The organism is Phyllobacterium sp. A18/5-2 (genome assembly GCF_025452215.1).
Lineage (GTDB): Bacteria > Pseudomonadota > Alphaproteobacteria > Rhizobiales > Rhizobiaceae > Phyllobacterium > Phyllobacterium sophorae.
Window position 1 is genome coordinate 1,155,523 of record NZ_CP104966.1, and the last position, 17,127, is coordinate 1,172,649.

Annotated in this window: 9 protein-coding genes and 5 pseudogenes; 5 read left to right on the top strand and 9 right to left on the bottom strand. The window is 58.6% G+C overall.

From position 1 onward, the window contains the following. Positions 1-2: 2 nt before the first annotated feature. From N8E89_RS05800 to leuS, 6 genes and pseudogenes are all read right to left on the bottom strand, one after another. The gene (locus N8E89_RS05800) at positions 3-782 is read right to left on the bottom strand and encodes an ABC transporter permease subunit (protein WP_262261399.1); all 780 of its coding nucleotides are present in this window, start codon (positions 780-782) and stop codon (positions 3-5) included. Beyond that, a pseudogene (gene ssuD / locus N8E89_RS05805) lies at positions 779-1,943 on the bottom strand (FMNH2-dependent alkanesulfonate monooxygenase). Before ssuD ends, N8E89_RS05800 begins: the two are co-directional and overlap by 4 nt. Positions 1,944-1,965: 22 nt before the next feature. Beyond that, a complete protein-coding gene (locus N8E89_RS05810) occupies positions 1,966-2,922 on the bottom strand; it encodes an aliphatic sulfonate ABC transporter substrate-binding protein (protein WP_113172282.1) in 957 nt (318 codons plus the stop codon). A 231-nt stretch (positions 2,923-3,153) separates the two neighbouring features. Beyond that, positions 3,154-4,309 (bottom strand): annotated as a pseudogene (locus N8E89_RS05815) (AAA family ATPase). A 9-nt stretch (positions 4,310-4,318) separates the two neighbouring features. Then, entirely contained in the window at positions 4,319-4,894 is a 576-nt protein-coding gene (gene lptE, locus N8E89_RS05820) for an LPS assembly lipoprotein LptE (protein WP_262261401.1), read from the bottom strand. Beyond that, positions 4,881-7,500, bottom strand: a pseudogene (gene leuS, locus N8E89_RS05825) (leucine--tRNA ligase). The gene lptE and the pseudogene leuS overlap by 14 nt, the downstream one beginning before the upstream one ends. Positions 7,501-7,637: 137 nt before the next feature. Between leuS and N8E89_RS05830 the strand changes: the two are divergent. Continuing rightward, entirely contained in the window at positions 7,638-8,300 is a 663-nt protein-coding gene (locus tag N8E89_RS05830; RefSeq protein ID WP_262261403.1) for a YggS family pyridoxal phosphate-dependent enzyme, read from the top strand. Positions 8,301-8,306: 6 nt separating this feature from the next. Here N8E89_RS05830 and N8E89_RS05835 read toward each other — a convergent pair whose 3' ends face one another. Beyond that, on the bottom strand, positions 8,307-8,843 hold the full coding sequence (locus tag N8E89_RS05835; protein WP_106662040.1) for a YcbK family protein: 537 nt from the start codon (positions 8,841-8,843) through the stop codon (positions 8,307-8,309). Positions 8,844-9,138: 295 nt separating this feature from the next. Between N8E89_RS05835 and acs the strand changes: the two are divergent. After that, positions 9,139-11,092 (top strand): annotated as a pseudogene (acs, locus tag N8E89_RS05840) (acetate--CoA ligase). A 146-nt stretch (positions 11,093-11,238) separates the two neighbouring features. Here the strand turns inward: acs and N8E89_RS05845 are convergent. Then, the gene (locus N8E89_RS05845) at positions 11,239-12,519 is read right to left on the bottom strand and encodes an SAM-dependent methyltransferase (RefSeq protein WP_262261404.1); all 1,281 of its coding nucleotides are present in this window, start codon (positions 12,517-12,519) and stop codon (positions 11,239-11,241) included. A 464-nt stretch (positions 12,520-12,983) separates the two neighbouring features. Between N8E89_RS05845 and N8E89_RS05850 the strand changes: the two genes are divergently transcribed. Next, the gene (locus N8E89_RS05850; protein ID WP_262261405.1) at positions 12,984-14,381 is read left to right on the top strand and encodes an MATE family efflux transporter; all 1,398 of its coding nucleotides are present in this window, start codon (positions 12,984-12,986) and stop codon (positions 14,379-14,381) included. Here N8E89_RS05850 and N8E89_RS05855 read toward each other — a convergent pair. Further along, positions 14,378-14,612: pseudogene (locus N8E89_RS05855) on the bottom strand (DUF1674 domain-containing protein). The gene N8E89_RS05850 and the pseudogene N8E89_RS05855 overlap by 4 nt on opposite strands. 117 nt (positions 14,613-14,729) lie before the next feature. Between N8E89_RS05855 and htpX the strand changes: the two are divergent. Both htpX and N8E89_RS05865 read left to right on the top strand, forming a co-directional pair. Further along, positions 14,730-15,686: a zinc metalloprotease HtpX gene (htpX, locus tag N8E89_RS05860; protein WP_262261406.1), complete on the top strand. Its 957-nt coding sequence runs from the start codon at positions 14,730-14,732 to the stop codon at positions 15,684-15,686. Beyond that, entirely contained in the window at positions 15,683-17,062 is a 1,380-nt protein-coding gene (locus N8E89_RS05865) for an RsmB/NOP family class I SAM-dependent RNA methyltransferase (protein ID WP_262261408.1), read from the top strand. Before htpX ends, N8E89_RS05865 begins: the two co-directional genes overlap by 4 nt. Positions 17,063-17,127: the final 65 nt, after the last annotated feature.

Sequence of the window (17,127 nt, forward strand, 5' to 3'; positions counted from 1 at the left end):
CCTTAAACGGTCTGGAAGGCAGGGTGCCATTGCAGGGAAAGACGCTCGAGAAACCGCGCCAGCGAGTCCGCCAGCTTTCCGAGCAGCGCATAGATCAATATGGACAGGACCACGACATCGATGAGCAGGAACTCGCGCGCCTGCATGGCCATGTAGCCGAGGCCTGACGAAGCCGAGATGGTTTCGGCGACGATCAAGGTCAGCCACATGATGCCGAGCGCATAGCGCAGTCCGACAAAAATCGACGGCAATGCGCCCGGCAGGATGACCCGCAGGAACAGCTCTTTGCGCGGCATGCCATAGATGCGGCCCATCTCCACGAGTTGCGGGTCGACGCCCTGGATGCCAAGCAGTGTGTTCACATAGATCGGGAAGAACACGCCGAGCGCGACGAGAAACAGCTTGGCCTCCTCATCGATGCCGAACCACAGAATCACCAAGGGGATCAGCGCCAGATGCGGAATATTGCGGATCATCTGCAGGGTCGTATCGGTCAATTCGCGGCTGAGCGCCGACAGCCCATTGGCGAGGCCGAGCGCAAACCCTATGGCGCCGCCGATGACAAAGCCGCTGAAGGCGCGAAGCGTGGAAATACGGATATTCTCAATGAGCTCGCCCGACCATAGCAGCTTCCAGAAAGCTTCGCCGACGGCTGAAGGCGCCGGCAGCACATTGGCCGGAATGAGCCCCGCCCGCGACGCCCCCTCCCAGCTGGCCAGCAGCAGCGCCGGCAGCAGCCAGCCCAGCGAACTGCGCCCAATTGAGCGAAGCGCGCTGCTCATGAGGAAGCCTGCAGGCGTTTGGCACCATGAAAGCCCACCGAAAACTCGTTCGCGATCACTTCGCGCGGTGCGCTGCGCTGAGCGCCGAGGCCAAGCTGGGGAAATAGCAGTTCCGCAACGCGGTAGGCTTCCTCCAGATGCGGATAGCCAGAGCCGATGATCGTATCGATACCCACCGCCTGATACTCCCGGATGCGGGCGGCGATGCTTGCCGGCGATCCTACAAGCGCTGTTCCGGCACCGCCGCGCACCAGCCCCACACCCGCCCAGAGGTTGGGACCGACGACGAGTTTGTCACGGCGTCCGCCATGCAATTCCGCCATGCGGCGCTGCCCGACAGAGTCCATCTCCTTGAGGAACCGCGCCTGCGCGATTTCGATCTGCTCATCGGTAATCTTGCTGATCAGCCGGTCTGCCGCTGCCCAGGCTTCGTCTTCCGTTTCGCGCACGATGAAGTGCAGGCGAATGCCGAAGCGCAGCTTGCGCCCATTGAGGGTGGCCTTCTTGCGCGCGCGCTCGATCTTTTCGCCAACCTGCGCCACCGGTTCGCCCCAGGTCAGGTACATGTCCACCTGCTCGGCGGCGAGATCCTGTCCCGCATCGGAGGAACCTCCGAAATAGAGTGGTGGGCGCTCCTGCGCCGGCAGAAGGTCAAGCCTGCCATTTTCGACCCGGTAATGTTTCCCGTCGAAATTCACCGTCTCGCCGGATACGAGCTGGCGCCAGATTTTCAGGAACTCGGCCGCCTGTGCGTAGCGTTCGTCATGTGGGAGAAACACTCCATCCCCGGCGAGTTCGGTCGGGTTGCCGCCCACGACAACATTGAGCAGCAGGCGTCCATTGCTCAAGCGGTCGAGCGCCGCCGTCTGCCGTGCGGCAAAGACTGGCGATGTCACGCCGGGACGCAGGGCAACGAGAAATTTCAACCGTTCCGTATGCGCGGCAAGGCCCGCTGCGGTGATCCACGAGATCTTCGCAGGCTTGCCCCGTCGGAAGCAGGACGCCCGGAAAGCCAAGCCGGTCGGCCGCTTGGGCCACCTCACGGAAATAGGCGAATTCCGGCGGCCGCTGCTGGCGCTCCGAACCAAGATAGGTGCCATCGCCATGGGTGGGTATGAACCAGAAGAAATCGAGTGGAGAATTGTTTGCTGGCTGTGTCATGGGCGGCGTGCCTCCAGTCTGATCAGTTGCTCGGTGCCGTCCACACGGCATCCGAGACTTTGATGGAATTGGGGATGAGCTTCAGCTTGAAAAAGCGATCTGCCGTCTCCTGCTGGTGCGCGATGATTTCCGGCGTGACCGGTCCGACACTGAAAACGGAACGATTGGCCGCAAGGGTCTGTGCATCCAACGGTACACCCGTCACTTCATGCAGGGCCTCCGCCACCTTGTCCTTGTTGCCATTGGCCCACTCGGCGGCATCTTTCAGCGCCCCAATCGTTGTCGTCACGATTTCCGGATGCTTGGCTGCGAAGTCGCGATTGGCGATGAAATAAGTATTGACGTTGAGAACATCGCTGCTTCGAGCAAGAATGCGGGGATGGTAGCGGGTTTCAGCGATGGCGAAGAACGGATCCCAGACGGCCCAGGCGTCGATTTTGTCACTGGCAAAAGCGGCTGCCGCATCGGCGGGGCTGAGATAGACCGGCGTAATCTCATCAAAGCCGATATTGGCCTTTTCCAGCGCAGCAATCAGCAGATTGTGTGCACTGGTTCCCTTGCCGACGCCGATTTTCTTGCCCTTCAGGTCGGCAAGCGACTGGATCGACGAGTCCGGTTTGACGAAGATCGCCTCACCCTTGCCGTTCGGAGCGAGAGCCGCCGCATAAACGATGGCCGACCCGGCAGACTGGCCGAAGATCGGTGGTGCATCGCCAACCCACCCGACATCGATGCTGCCGGCATTCAGCGCCTCCACGAGTGGCGGACCGGCGGTAAATTCCACCCATCTGACCGAAATGTCCTTGGGTTGAAGCGCTTTTTCAATCACCCCTTGCTGGCGGGCGATCACGGGCAGCCCGGTCTTCTGGTAGCCGATCTTGAGTTCCGCCAGGGGCTCGGCGGCAAAGGAGATGGTGGCGGCAAACGCAGCGGCAGCAAAAAGGACCGCGGCTAATGCTTTGCGTGTCAGTCTGGACATGGTCCCTCTCGACGATGCGGGCTTTGTTGACCTCGACAACCTTCCCGCCCGATTGGGAATTGAACCAATGTTAGTTAACCCGACCATTCTTATAGAGAAAAGAAAATTCATAAAATCGCTGGATATGGGATCAGTTTTCCTGCTTACCCGTGCGCTCACGCAAAGCCAGTCAAATTGTGCAGGCCGACCTCGTAGGGCCAACAGCGAGGAGGCCGTTTTCTTGCAGGTGTCTTATTCCTCGTCGAAAGTACCATCCAGCTTCACACCTTCGATCAAGGTGGCGCCGTCCCGGCGGACAACGGTCAAGGCGCGCGCGCCGGTGCGTGCGGCAATCTCATCCGCCAGCACGCGTGAATGGGTGACGATCCACAATTGTGTTCGCTCCGCCGCTTGGGCGATCATATCGGCAAGCGCCGGTAGCATTGATGGATGCAAGCTCGTTTCCGGCTCGTTCAAGGCAATCAGCCGTGGCAGCCGATACGATAGCAGCGCGCCGGCAAGCGCCAGAAACCGCATCTGGCCGTCGGATAGCTCTTCCGGCCGGAACAGTCGTTGTGGAAATTCCGGCAGGCGCAACCCGAAGGTCGCGGTTTCTCCGGGGATCGGTACGTCCAGAGTGGCTCCGCCCAATGCATCGGCGATGCACCGGTCGAGATCGGCAGTATCTTCTCGGATGTGCACCAGCTGCCGCGAACACAGCGGCGAGGTTTCGCCCGTCTTCATCGAGCATTGGCGCCGTGATTGCCAGCGACGGTTGACGGACAGGCGAATCCCGATCGGTCCGGAAGCCGTGATAAAACCGCCAGCCAAGCACGGTTGCGCGCAGATCGCCAATTTCCGGATAGCGTCCCGAACCGCCGAGAATTGCCAGCGCCGTCTCGGAATCGAGAAGTTTGACCGGGTGTTCGATGCGCCGTCCCGAATCATCGCGGGCGTAAACGGCGGACCCCCTGCGGCCCATCATCTCGACAGGTCTGCGGCCGCTGTCGATCGTCAGCGTTTCTTCCTTGATCTGCGGCTCGAAGGTAAATCCGGCTGCGGCAGGCGGCCTGATACCGACTTCAACCCGGTAGCTTGGCGCGAGGCCGGTTTCGACTGAATAGCCTGCCTGGATTGCCGTTTCTTCGTCATCGAACTGAGCGTTAAAAACCATTCGCACCGGTCCGGACCTGCGTTTGCCTGTCCACAGCGCGGATTGCATTCCGCCCTCGCGCGCAATCTCGTAGGAAAGCGTTCCTTCCGCTGACGCCTTGATCAACTGCATGGCGCGATAAAGATTGGATTTTCCGACGCCGTTCTCGCCCACGAACAGCGCGAGCCGGCCGATATCAAGCCGAATGGAGCGCAGCGACCTGTAACCGGTCGCCGCGAGCGAGGTCAGGCGCATGCGCTGAACTCAGATCTTTGAGAGATCTTGGGCCACATTGAGATTAACGGCCTCTGCAAGCTCCCGCGCAGCGCGGTTGTTTGCATCGCGTACAGCCCTTTCTGCTGCGAACCGCTGTCTCGGTGCATCGTAACCGGCGGTGACGATGCGATTTCCCTTGCCGACCACCTGACCATCGGCGATGCGCGTCAGGACATAGGAGCCGGTCATGCGAATGGAACCTGCCGTTGGCTGGCCGGATTTGTCATTGTCAGCATTCTGAATCAGAGCCAAGGACAAATTCTGGGAAATGACGCTTATCCGCAATGTGTAGGCCGGATGCACCGGTTCACCCGCACCACCGCCAAACAGGAATATCAGATTGTTGCGTACTTCCTGGGTGACTCGGTCGCCGGGCTCGTTGATGGAGACACTTGCAAGTTTCGAGCGAACGCTGCCCGACACATTCGCACTTGTACTCGCGACCGGGCCGGGATCGGAATAAAGCGGCCGAACCTGGCATCCGCCGGCAATCAAAGCCATACCCAGAACACAGGCGGACAGCAGACGCTTGGGGACCGGCTGAAAACGATCAGGCAACGACATTGATGATCCTCTGCGGTACGATAATGACTTTCTTCGGCGGATTACCGTTCAACGCGGCTTTGACGAAATCAAGCGCGAGGGCGGCTTTTTCGACCGCCAATTGATCTGCATCGCGGGCAATTGTCAAATCCCCGCGCTTCTTTCCATTGATCTGCACAGGCATCGTCACATCGTTCTCGACGATCAGCGTTTCTTCATATGCGGGCCATGCCTGATGCGCGACGAGACCCCTGCCGTTCAGGGCCTTCCAGCACTCCTCGGCCAAATGCGGCATCATCGGTGCAATCATGGCGAGCAGCATATTGGTTGCTTCCCGGCATGCACCGGTCAACGCCTTGTCCGTCTCCCCGGCGGCAATTTTCTGCAAGGGGCCGGAAAGCACATTCACCAGTTCGTAAAGGCGGGCGACAGCCTTGTTGAACGCCAGTTTCTCGATGTCCTCACCCACGGCCTTTACAGTCTTGTGGGCCGCCTTGGAAATCTGCAGCGCTTCCCCTTCCGAGGCATGTGCCGCCTCGACAGTCTGCAGTGTCTCCGCGGCTTCGGAGATCAACCGCCAAACGCGCTGTACAAAGCGATGCGCGCCTTCGGCCCCGGCTTCCGTCCAGATCACATCACGCTCGGGTGGCGAATCGGACAGCATGAACCAGCGTGCCGTATCGGCACCATAGGATGCAATGATGTCATCCGGATCGACGACATTCTTCTTCGATTTCGACATCTTCTCAATCGAGCCGATTTCGATTTCCTCGCCTGTACCGATCAGGACAGCCCGGCGCTTGCCATCAGCCTCCTCGAGACGGACTTCCGCCGGCGTAACCCATCCATCCTTGCTCTTGTAGGTCTCGTGCACGACCATGCCTTGGGTGAACAGGCCTTTGAAGGGCTCGCTGATATCCAGATGGCCGGCAACCTTCATCGCCCGCGTAAAGAAACGCGAGTAAAGCAGATGCAGGATCGCGTGCTCGATACCGCCAATATACTGATCGACCGGCAGCCAGTGATTGGCAATCTTCGGATCTCGTCGGCTCGTTTTCCCAAGGTGCGGTAAACCGGGCGAAATACCAGGAAGAGTCAACGAACGTGTCCATTGTATCGGTTTCGCGTCGCGCCGCCTTGCCGCATTCCGGACAATTGACGTGACGCCATGTCGGGTGGCGATCAAGCGGATTGCCCGGACGGTCAAACTCGACATCGTCCGGCAGCTTCACCGGAAGGTCAGCTTTGGGAACGGGAACGACACCGCAATCATCGCAATGGATCATCGGGATTGGGCAACCCCAGTATCGCTGACGTGAAATGCCCCAGTCGCGCAGTCGGAAATTCACCTTGCGCTCGCCCTGCGGCCGGTTGCCGATCGTTTGTTTCTCCAACCGGTTTGCCACCTCGTCAAATGCCGCTGCAGGTGACAGACCATCGAGGAAGCGAGAATTGATCATTACGCCATCATCGACATAGGCCGCTTCGGTGATCTGGAATGTTGCGGGATCGGCATCCTCCGGCATGACGACGGCCACAACCGGCAGACCGTATTTGCTGGCGAAATCAAGGTCGCGCTGATCGCCCGAGGGGCAGCCGAAAATCGCACCTGTGCCATAGTCCATCAGCACAAAATTCGCGACATAAACCGGCAGCTTCCAGTCCGGGTCGAACGGGTGCGAAACACGCAGGCCAGTATCGAAGCCCTTCTTCTCGGCAGTTTCCAGCGCGACGACAGATGTCCCCGCGTGACGGCATTCCTCGTTGAATTTCGCCAGAGCAGCATTGGTCTCGGCGGCCTTCTTCGCCAGCGGATGATCAGCCGCGATTGCGATGAACGACGCCCCGAACAGCGTATCGGGACGCGTCGTATAGACCTCGATCTCGCTTTCGCCGCCAGCATGGGATTTTTCATCCAGCGCCCAGCGGATCAGCATGCCTTCCGACTTGCCAATCCAGTTGCGCTGCATCAAACGCACCTTGTCCGGCCACTGGTCAAGTCCGTCCAGTGCGCCCAGCAATTCTTCGTTGAAGTCGGTGATCTTGAAAAACCACTGCGTCAGCTCGCGTTGTTCGACCAGGGCACCGGAACGCCATCCGCGGCCGTCGATCACCTGCTCGTTCGCAAGGACGGTCATGTCCTCCGGGTCCCAATTGACCTTGGAGGATTTACGCGTCACCAGCCCCTTCTCGACAAAGTCGAGGAACAGAATTTGCTGGCGGTGATAATATTCAACATCGCAAGTGGCAAATTCGCGCGACCAGTCGAGCGACAGACCCATGGATTTGAGCTGGTTGCGCATGGTTTCGATGTTCTGGTACGTCCACGTCTTGGGGTGAACCTTGTTCTGCATCGCCGCGTTTTCCGCCGGCATGCCGAAAGCATCCCAGCCCATCGGATGCAGCACGTTGAACCCCTTGGCGCGCTTGTAGCGTGCTACGACGTCGCCCATGGCATAGTTGCGCACGTGACCCATATGGATGCGTCCCGACGGATAGGGAAACATCTCGAGCACGTAATACGGATCGCGCGGATCATCGTTGGGTGTTTCGAAAAGCTTGGCGTCGTCCCAAACCTTTTGCCAATGCTTTTCTGCTACACGTGGATTGTATCGTTCGGTTGCCATGAACGGAATTCTCTTGCAAAGGATACTGGATTGCTTGCCGGGACCTTCAACATGGATTGGTGAAACCGTCAACCATTTCACGTTGAATGAAGCCGCGAAAACAGGCTCGTGTATCATAAATAGGACTTAACCGCGCCATGCCCAATGCCGTCGATCAACTTTTTGCCGTCAAGAGCGCCATCAACAAGGCGGAGGTTGAAGCCAGCCGCGTGAAGGGTTCGGTAACCCTCGTCACTGTCTCCAAGACCTTCGACGCGGATACAATCCGTCCCGTCATCGAAGCCGGTCAGCGCGTTTTCGGTGAAAATCGCGTGCAGGAAGCACAACTGAAGTGGCCCTGGCTGCGTGCAGATTTCCCCGACATCGAATTGCACCTCATCGGCCCGTTGCAATCCAACAAGACGCAGGAAGCCGTGGCGCTTTTCGACGTCATCGAAACCGTAGACCGCGAGAAAATCGCCGCATCTCTCAGTCTCGAAATGAAGAAGCAGAACCGGTTTCCGAAGCTTTACGTGCAGGTCAATACCGGATCGGAAGCACAAAAGGCCGGTATCGATCCCAAGGAAGCGCTGGCTTTCATCACGCGCTGCCGCGACGTGCATGGGCTGATCATCGAGGGCTTGATGTGCATCCCGCCGGCCGATCAGAATCCGGGACCGCATTTCGCGCTACTGGAAAAAATCGCACACGGCGCCCGTATCGAGAAGCTGTCGATGGGCATGTCCGGCGATTACGAAATTGCCATAGGGTTCGGAGCAACCTCCGTCAGGGTCGGTTCGGCTATTTTCGGCAGTCGCTAAGGTATGTCACCAGCTGCGGCGCGGTCCGGTATCGATGTGGTAATAGCCTGCCGGATAGCGCTTCAGTCCTCCGACTTCCTTGGTCGAAGAAAGGTAGTTGATCAGCCCGGACGCGCCGCCATGCACGCGGAAATCAACGGCCTGGCAGCTGAGGTGATACGATTGATCCCGGCCGCCGACGCTACGGTTACGTGACCGCGAACGAACTGTCGAGTTGACAGTTATCGGGCCGTATTTCGCCGAAACGCGATTGAGGACGTTCTTCAATTGCTCCGGAACGCATTTCGACGGGGCCTTGTAGTCGATATAGGCCTTGCCGCGCGGCATGGCCGCAAGCACCAAAGGGCTGATCCTGTCGAAAACCGAATCGTTCAGGAGATGCGCATGCTCTTCGTCAAAAAGATGAGCCCCGACGCGTTCCTGGGGATTGGAGGGTTCGGGCAGCGTGCCGGCATTCGCGGGAATGGCCAGCGCAAGTGCGATCAGGGTAAACGATAAGAATTTCGCGCGGGACGCAACGCTGCGCAAGGGTTGAATTGTCATTCATCGATCCTTGGTGTGGCGCAGACTTTTTATGATTGTGCGGCGCGCCTCATGTGTCCTCCCAAGTCAAGGCAGCGACCGTTGATGCTGAAATGTGTTCAAAATGGACCAGGTTCCATGACAAAATGTAACGGTATATTACAACGCCCGGTTGCGTTCTGCGGCAGAACGCCGTCCACTTCCAGTGATTTGCTGTATTTACGCAGTGATTTGCATAGTGATAATGAGTGCTATTCGCCTCTCGTTCGGAGGCATCCGGGTGGAGGCCCGTCATCTCAGAGTCTGGAGGAAATTGATGTTCGAGAAGGTTTATCCCGTGCTGGCAAGCGCGAAAAAAGACGCGCTCATCGACGATGAGACCTATCTCAACTGGTACAAGCAGAGCGTCAAGGACCCGGAGAAATTCTGGGCAAAGCACGGGAAGCGCATCGACTGGTTCAAGCCTTACACCAAGGTCAAGAATACCTCGTTCGAAGGCAAGGTAGCGATCAAATGGTTCGAGGATGGCGTCACCAACGTCTCCTACAACTGCATCGACCGCCACCTGAAGAAGCGCGGCGATCAGGTCGCCATTATCTGGGAAGGCGACAATCCCTATCTCGACAAGAAGATCACCTATAACGAGCTGTACGATCAGGTCTGCCGCCTTGCCAATGTGCTGAAGAAGCATGGCGTCAAGAAGGGCGACCGCGTCACCATCTATATGCCGATGATTCCGGAAGCGTCCTATGCGATGCTCGCCTGCACGCGTATCGGCGCTGTCCATTCCGTCGTCTTCGGCGGCTTTTCGCCCGATGCACTCGCCGGACGGATCATCGATTGCAGAATCGACTTTCGTCATCACGGCCGACGAAGGCATGCGCGGCGGCAAGCCAATCCCGCTGAAGGACAATACGGACAAGGCGATCGATATTGCTGCCAAGCATCATGTGATGGTCAAGAATGTGCTCGTCGTGCGCCGAACCGGCGGCAAGACCGGATGGGCGCCGAACCGTGACCTCTGGTACCATGAGGAAACGCAGAGCGTTAAGCCGGAATGCAAGCCGGAAAAGATGAAGGCGGAAGATCCGCTGTTCATCCTTTACACATCAGGTTCCACCGGCAAACCGAAGGGTGTCCTGCACAGCACCGGCGGTTATCTCGTCTATGCTTCGATGACCCATCAGTATGTCTTCGATTACCACGACGGAGATATTTACTGGTGCACGGCTGACGTCGGCTGGGTTACCGGTCACTCCTATATTGTCTATGGCCCGCTGGCCAACGGCGCTACCACGCTGATGTTCGAAGGCGTTCCGAACTACCCGTCGGTTTCCCGTTTCTGGGAAGTCATCGACAAGCACAAGGTCAACATCTTCTATACGGCTCCCACGGCCATCCGCGCCCTGATGAGCGCCGGCGACGAGCCGGTCAAGAAGACTTCGCGCAAGTCGCTGCGCATCCTCGGCTCCGTTGGCGAGCCGATCAATCCGGAAGCCTGGGAATGGTATTATCAGGTGGTCGGCGACAAGCGCTCTCCCATCGTCGATACCTGGTGGCAGACGGAAACCGGCGGCATTCTCATCACGCCATTGCCCGGGGCGACTGCGCTGAAGCCCGGATCGGCCACGCGGCCATTCTTTGGCGTTCAACCGCAACTCGTGGACAATGAAGGCGATGTGCTCGAAGGCGCGGCCGACGGCAATCTCTGCATCATCGATTCCTGGCCCGGCCAGATGCGCACGGTTTACGGCGACCACAAGCGCTTCATCGAGACCTACTTTTCCACCTATAAGGGCAAGTATTTCACCGGCGATGGCTGCCGCCGTGACAAGGACGGCTACTACTGGATCACCGGCCGCGTCGATGACGTGCTCAACGTCTCGGGCCATCGCATGGGCACGGCGGAAGTGGAGTCCGCACTTGTCTCGCATGATACCGTCTCCGAAGCTGCGGTCGTCGGCTATCCGCATGACCTCAAGGGGCAGGGCATCTACTGTTATGTCACGCTGATGGCTGGTCTCGAAGGCAGCGATGAACTGCGCAAGGACCTCGTTGCCCATGTGCGCAAGGAGATCGGCCCGATCGCCTCGCCTGACAAGATCCAGTTCGCACCGGGCTTGCCCAAGACCCGTTCCGGCAAGATCATGCGCCGTATTCTGCGCAAGATCGCCGAGGATGATTTCGGTGCACTTGGCGATACGTCGACCCTTGCCGATCCGGCGGTGGTCGACGATCTGATCGCCAACAGGCAGAACAGGAAGGGCTGATCGTTCCTTCTTTCATAAAGCACTACCTGTAAATTCAGCCTGATGAGTCAGCTGGTGCGGTTTTCGCAAACCGAAGCGCAGTGGACATTTAAGTCCATGAGCATCGGAGCGCAGAAAAACTGCATCAGATGGCCATCAGGATGGATTTACCGATACAGGTCAGCCCGCGTCTGCGGAACAGCCGATATCCCCCGCTTGCGTCTTGAGGCCAGCGTCTGGTTGATCTGCACAGTACCCCGCTCAAACGCCAAGGCGCAGCCTGTGAGGTAAAGCAGCCAGAGTCGCGCCTTCGGAGCCCCGACTTCCGCGATCGCCTCGTCAAATCGCGCATGCAGGCGGTCGGCCCAGATCCGGCAAGTCTTGCCGTAATGCTCGCGCAGGTTTTCGACGTCGTGCACCTCGAAACCGTAGCCTTCGAGATTCTCGACAGTCATGCCGAGGTGATCGAGTTCGCCGCCCGGGAAAATATACTTCACCAGGGCCAGGTGCTCGGCGCTCTTGCGGCCGAACGTCTTCTTGTTACGCTTCATCCGCCGCGTGATTGCATGGTGCAAATAAAGTCCGCCCGGCTTGAGCAGCCGGTGCACGCTCGAATAATATGTGGCGTAATGCGCAATGCCGACCGCTTCGAACATGCCGATCGATGAGATCTTGTCGAACTGTCCTTCGAGGTGCTCGTAGGACTTGACGTGGATGGTGATCTTGTCCTCCAGACCCTCGGCCTTGATCCGCTCACGCGCCAATGCAGTCTGCGCTTCCGAGAGTGAGACGCCCGTGCCGGTCACACCATAATGCTTTGCCGCGTAGATCAGCATGGCACCCCAGCCGCAACCGATATCCAGCAGCCGGTCGCCCGGCTGAAGGCGCAGCTTGCGGCAGATCAGCTCCAGCTTGTCAGCCTGCGCCTGATCGATCGTGTTGGCCCAGTCGGTGAAATAGGCGCAGGTATAGACCATCCGCTCATCGAGGAAGAGCTGGTAGAAGGCGTTCGAGACGTCGTAGTGATGGGTGATAGCTTCCTTGTTCGAACCGCTGACAAAAGGATTCTTGCCGCCGAGACCGGAATTACCGGCCTTGCCTGACCCAAGCAGCAGCGAAGGCACATCTTTGAGCAACTGCCATTTCGGCAGGCTCTTCAGTTTCTGTTTGAATTTACCCTTGGGTCCGCGCTCGACCAGATCGAACAGCGTGCCGTTCTTCACGTCGATCTGGCCGGAGACCCATAATTCGACGATCGAGCCGATATTTGGCTTCAAGGCGATTTGGCGTACCGCCATCGGATCATTGATCATGAGGATGGGGCCATCGGTCTCGCCAATGCGCGTCCCGTCCCACAATTCGACGGAAAATTGCGGCTCGAGTACGCCGATTACAGTGCGGATGATCCGCGCCGCCCCACTTTTCGCGGTCGAGTCTTCAGCTGCCATCTTTTACCCTCAAACACTGCGTGTCGCGTGCTTTACGAAAAATCATTTGCTTGGCTTATGGCTGCAATCAGCCATTTGCAAGCTGTCTGAAACCCGAGCCAAATTTTTCGCTTGAAACGCAACGAAAGACACCCCATTCTTATTTCGTGTTCAACGAATGAAAAGGAGGTGATCCGATGTCTCGTGATTTCGCTAACTGCCACAAGGCGTCTGATGCTTTCCATCGGGGATCGTCTCTCCGTTGAATAAGCAACCCTGGCCAAGACCAGGGGAAGAAGGCCAAACGACAGCTTTGTGCCAGACGGAATTGCGGGGCCACCCTTCGGGGTGGCCCTTTCCGTTTGTGCCACCGAAAATTGCGCCCGAAAGCTTTGCGCTTTTTGAATTTGGTGATACCAAGATTCTGCCTGAAAACGGTGCATCCTGCCTCAATTGAAGGCAATTTCCTCTGAAAGACCAAAACAATGTCGGTTGCTATAGCCCAAAACGCTGCGTCAAGGCGTGCATGGCGTGATGAAATCGTCGCAATGCTCTCGCTGAGCTGGCCGATGATTCTCACCAATCTTGCGCAAACGGCGATGACGGCAACGGACGTCATGATGATGGGCTGGGTCGGTGCCGATACGCTTGCGGCCGGCGCACTCGGAACCAATCTCTATTACGTGCCGATGATATTTGGCCTTGGCCTGATGCTTGCGACCTCGCCGATGATGGCGCGCGAGCTTGGCCGCAACAAATTCACCGTCCGTGAAATCCGCCGCACCGTGCGGCAAAGCCTGTGGATCGCCGTTACCATCTCCATCCCGATCTGGCTCGCATTGTGGAACACCACGCCGATCCTCATTGCCATGGGCCAGGACGCGAACCTTGCCGCAGAAGCCGGCAACTATGTACGCGCGCTGCAATGGGCTGTCCTGCCCTTCTATTTCTATATCGTCCTGCGCTCCTTCATCGCTGCGCTGGAGCGTCCCGGCTGGGCGCTTGTCATCGCTCTCATTTCGGTTGGTTTCAATGCTCTTGCCAACTGGCTTTTGATCTTCGGGCATCTTGGTTTTCCGAAGCTCGGTATCGTTGGCTCCGGCATCGCGACAACGTTGTCGTCCATCATGATGTTTACTGGCTTGGTAATTATTATCAGTCTCGACAAAAAATTCCGGCGTTATCGCCTGTTCGGGCGGTTCTGGCGTGCCGACTGGCCGCGGTTCGGCGAGCTGTTTCGCCTCGGCCTGCCTATCGCAGCCATCCTGAGCTTCGAAGTGACGATTTTCAACGCCGCCGCCTTCCTGATGGGGCTGATCGGCGCCGACTCGCTGGCCGCCCACGCCATCGCTATCCAGATCGCGTCGATTGCTTTCATGGTGCCGATGGGCTTCGGCCAGGCGGCAACGGTTCGCATCGGCCGCGCCTATGGTGCGCAGGATCGAGAAGGCATCAAGCGCGCTGGCTGGGTCGCCTTTGCCGCCGGTACGGGTTTCATGGTGGTGACGGCCCTGCTGATGCTGCTGGCGCCACATCAACTGATCAGCGCCTTCATCGACATCAATGATCCCGCCAATGCCAGCGTGATTTCGCTTGCGGTATCGTTTCTCGCCTTCGCCGCGCTATTCCAGATTTTCGACGGTGGCCAGGCAGTTGCGAGCGGCATGTTGCGCGGCCTGCACGACACAACCATTCCGATGATCTATGCAGCCATCGCCTATTGGGGCGTGGGCTTGCCGCTCTCGGTTGGTTTCGGTTTCTGGCTGGGCATGGAAGGCGCTGGTATCTGGCTTGGGCTTCTGTGCGGCCTCGCCACTGCCGCCGTTCTGTTGATCAGCCGCTGGCTGCGGCGGGAAAAGCTCGGCATCGAGATCATCCACTAAAAATCGATGGTGCGGCCCTTGATCTCCCAATCGCCGAAGCGCGCGGGATCCTTGCCGCCGCGACCGCCGATCTCGCGCGGCTGATCGGCTTCGTCCTTCTCCGCCTTGCGCTCGCGCTTCTGCTTCCTTCAAAGCCCGCTGTGCCGCTGCAGGCAGTTGATCGAAAGCAGGACGCGGCGGCTGATCGTCATTATCGGCATGCGGCGCCGCTGATGTCTGCTCGTCATTCATTGTCGGTCACACCCATCATTGAAGCTTGCTGTATAAAACACCATCATATAGCGGAAGATGTTCAATATAGGGAATGACCTTGCTACCACAACCGTTATCAATAGAAGGAATGAAGCCATGAATGTGATGCGCACTGGAATGCTGCTTGCCTTCATGACCGCCCTTTTCATGGGCGTCGGTTTTCTCATTGGTGGCACCGGAGGCATGATGATCGCTCTCGTGATAGCCGCAGGCATGAATCTCTTCAGCTATTGGAACTCCGACAAGATGGTGCTGAACATGCATCACGCGGTTGAAGTCGACGAGAACAATGCGCCGGAGTACTACGGTATCGTCAGGGATCTTGCGGAAAGAGCCGGCTTGCCCATGCCGAAGGTCTTTCTCATCCAGAATGACCAGCCCAATGCATTCGCCACAGGGCGAAATCCACAGAACGCCGCGGTCGCCGCCAGTGCCGGCCTGCTGCAACGCCTTTCGCCGCAGGAAGTGGCGGCTGTCATGGCACACGAACTCGCTCATGTCGAGAATCGCGACACGCTCACCATGACCATTACCGCGACCCTCGCCGGCGCGATTTCCATGCTCGGGAATTTCGCCATGTTCTTTGGTGGCAATCGCGAAAACAACAATCCGCTCGGCTTCATCGGCGTTCTCGTCGCCATGATCGTCGCGCCCTTTGCCGCGATGATCGTGCAGATGGCCATCAGCCGCACGCGCGAATACGCCGCCGACCGGCGCGGCGCGGAAATTTGCGGCAATCCCCTCTGGCTGGCCTCCGCCCTGAACAAGATCGCACGCGGCGCTCAAGCGATCGTCAATGAGGATGCCGAGCGCAACCCCGCCTCCGCCCCGCTGTTCATCATCAACCCGCTGAGCGGTCGGGGCGCAGACAATTTGTTCTCGACCCACCCCAGCACGGAAAACCGCATCGCGGCACTCGAAGCCATGGTCGAGGAATTCCGCCAGATGCCGCCTGCGCGCGCACCGCAAGCACCGCTCGATGATGAACCGCGCGAAGACAGGCCCACTCCCTGGGGACGCGACGGCGCCAGCCGCAAGGGCCCTTGGGCATGAGTGTGGAGCAGGGCACCAAACGTCCTTTCGGCAAGAAACGGAAACCGGCGGATTATATCGATGCGGAAGACCGTCCAGGTCTTGCCGCTCGGCAAGTTGCAACGCGCCTCCTCGGCGCAGTCATCGAGAAGCACACCTCGCTTGATGGCCTGACCGACAACAGCAATGGCCATCCACAATATATGGCGCTCGACGACCGTGACCGGTCGCTGGTGCGCGCAATCCTTGGCGCTGCCTTGCGCAATCGCGGCACGATCGAAGCGGCCATCGGTCAGCTGATCGACCGGCCCTTGCCGGATAATGCTGTAGCCCTGCGTCACCTCCTGCATGTCGCTGCCGCACAGATTCTCTATCTCGACCTGCCTGACCGTGCTGCCGTTGATCTTGCGGTGACTGCCGCCAACAATGATCCGCGCAACCGCCGCTTTGCCTCGATGGTCAATGCTGTCTTGCGGCGATTGTCGCGCGAGAAGGAAAACTTCGTGGCTGGCGCGAGCAATGTTCCGGCCTGGTTTGAAACGAGCCTTGTTACTGCCTACGGCAAGGAAAAGGCCAGGGCGATTCTCGACATCCAGAGCAAGGAGCCGCCGATCGACCTGACGGTCAAAGGCGACGCGCGGGAATGGGCGGAAAAACTCGGCGGCATCGCGCTGCCGACCGGTTCCGTGCGCCTCGCGACGGTCGACGGCGCTTTGACCGGCCTTCCCGGCTTTGCCGAAGGTGAGTGGTGGGTCCAGGACACGGCCGCAAGCCTGCCGGCAAAGCTCTTCGGTGACATCAAAGGCAAGCGCGTTGCTGATCTTTGCGCGGCTCCAGGCGGCAAGACCGCCCAGCTCGCATTCGCCGGCGCCAACGTGACCGCGCTTGACCTTTCAGCCAACCGTCTCAAACGCCTGCGATCCAATCTCGAACGTCTGCAGCTTTCCGCCGAGACCGTCGAAGCCAATCTCTCTGCCTATCAGCCAGCCGAACCCTTCGACGCAATCCTCCTTGACGCACCCTGCTCGTCGACGGGAACGGTGCGGCGTCATCCGGACGTGCCATGGACGAAGACGCCGGAAGATATACGCAAGCTGGCGCAGCTACAGGCGAAGCTTCTCGACCATGCGGTGACGATTGTCCGTCCCGGCGGCATTGTCGTCTTTTCCAACTGCTCGCTCGATCCGCTCGAAGGCGAGAAAGTCGCTCATGACCTTCTCGCCAAGAACCCTGCCATCGAGCTCGTTCCGGTAACGAAGGACGAAGTGGGCGGCCTCGCGGAGTTGATCACGAAGGAAGGCTTTGTCCGCTCCACTCCGGCTGATCTTCGCCACGACAATCCGGCACTTTCCGGCATGGACGGTTTCTTCGCCGCCCGTTTCAAACGGAAATACTAAAATTTTAACCGTTTTGGTTGCATAGTCGTCCTTTGTCGACGACGATCTGAAGCAATAACAATGAT

Coding starts and splice junctions, on each gene's coding strand:
- N8E89_RS05845 (WP_262261404.1), bottom strand. CDS start 12,519: ATGGCAGCTGAAGACTCGACCGCGAAAAGTGGGGCGGCGCGGATCATC.
- N8E89_RS05835 (WP_106662040.1), bottom strand. CDS start 8,843: ATGACAATTCAACCCTTGCGCAGCGTTGCGTCCCGCGCGAAATTCTTA.
- N8E89_RS05850 (WP_262261405.1), top strand. CDS start 12,984: ATGTCGGTTGCTATAGCCCAAAACGCTGCGTCAAGGCGTGCATGGCGT.
- N8E89_RS05800 (WP_262261399.1), bottom strand. CDS start 782: ATGAGCAGCGCGCTTCGCTCAATTGGGCGCAGTTCGCTGGGCTGGCTG.
- lptE (WP_262261401.1), bottom strand. CDS start 4,894: ATGTCGTTGCCTGATCGTTTTCAGCCGGTCCCCAAGCGTCTGCTGTCC.
- N8E89_RS05810 (WP_113172282.1), bottom strand. CDS start 2,922: ATGTCCAGACTGACACGCAAAGCATTAGCCGCGGTCCTTTTTGCTGCC.
- N8E89_RS05865 (WP_262261408.1), top strand. CDS start 15,683: ATGAGTGTGGAGCAGGGCACCAAACGTCCTTTCGGCAAGAAACGGAAA.
- N8E89_RS05830 (WP_262261403.1), top strand. CDS start 7,638: ATGCCCAATGCCGTCGATCAACTTTTTGCCGTCAAGAGCGCCATCAAC.
- htpX (WP_262261406.1), top strand. CDS start 14,730: ATGAATGTGATGCGCACTGGAATGCTGCTTGCCTTCATGACCGCCCTT.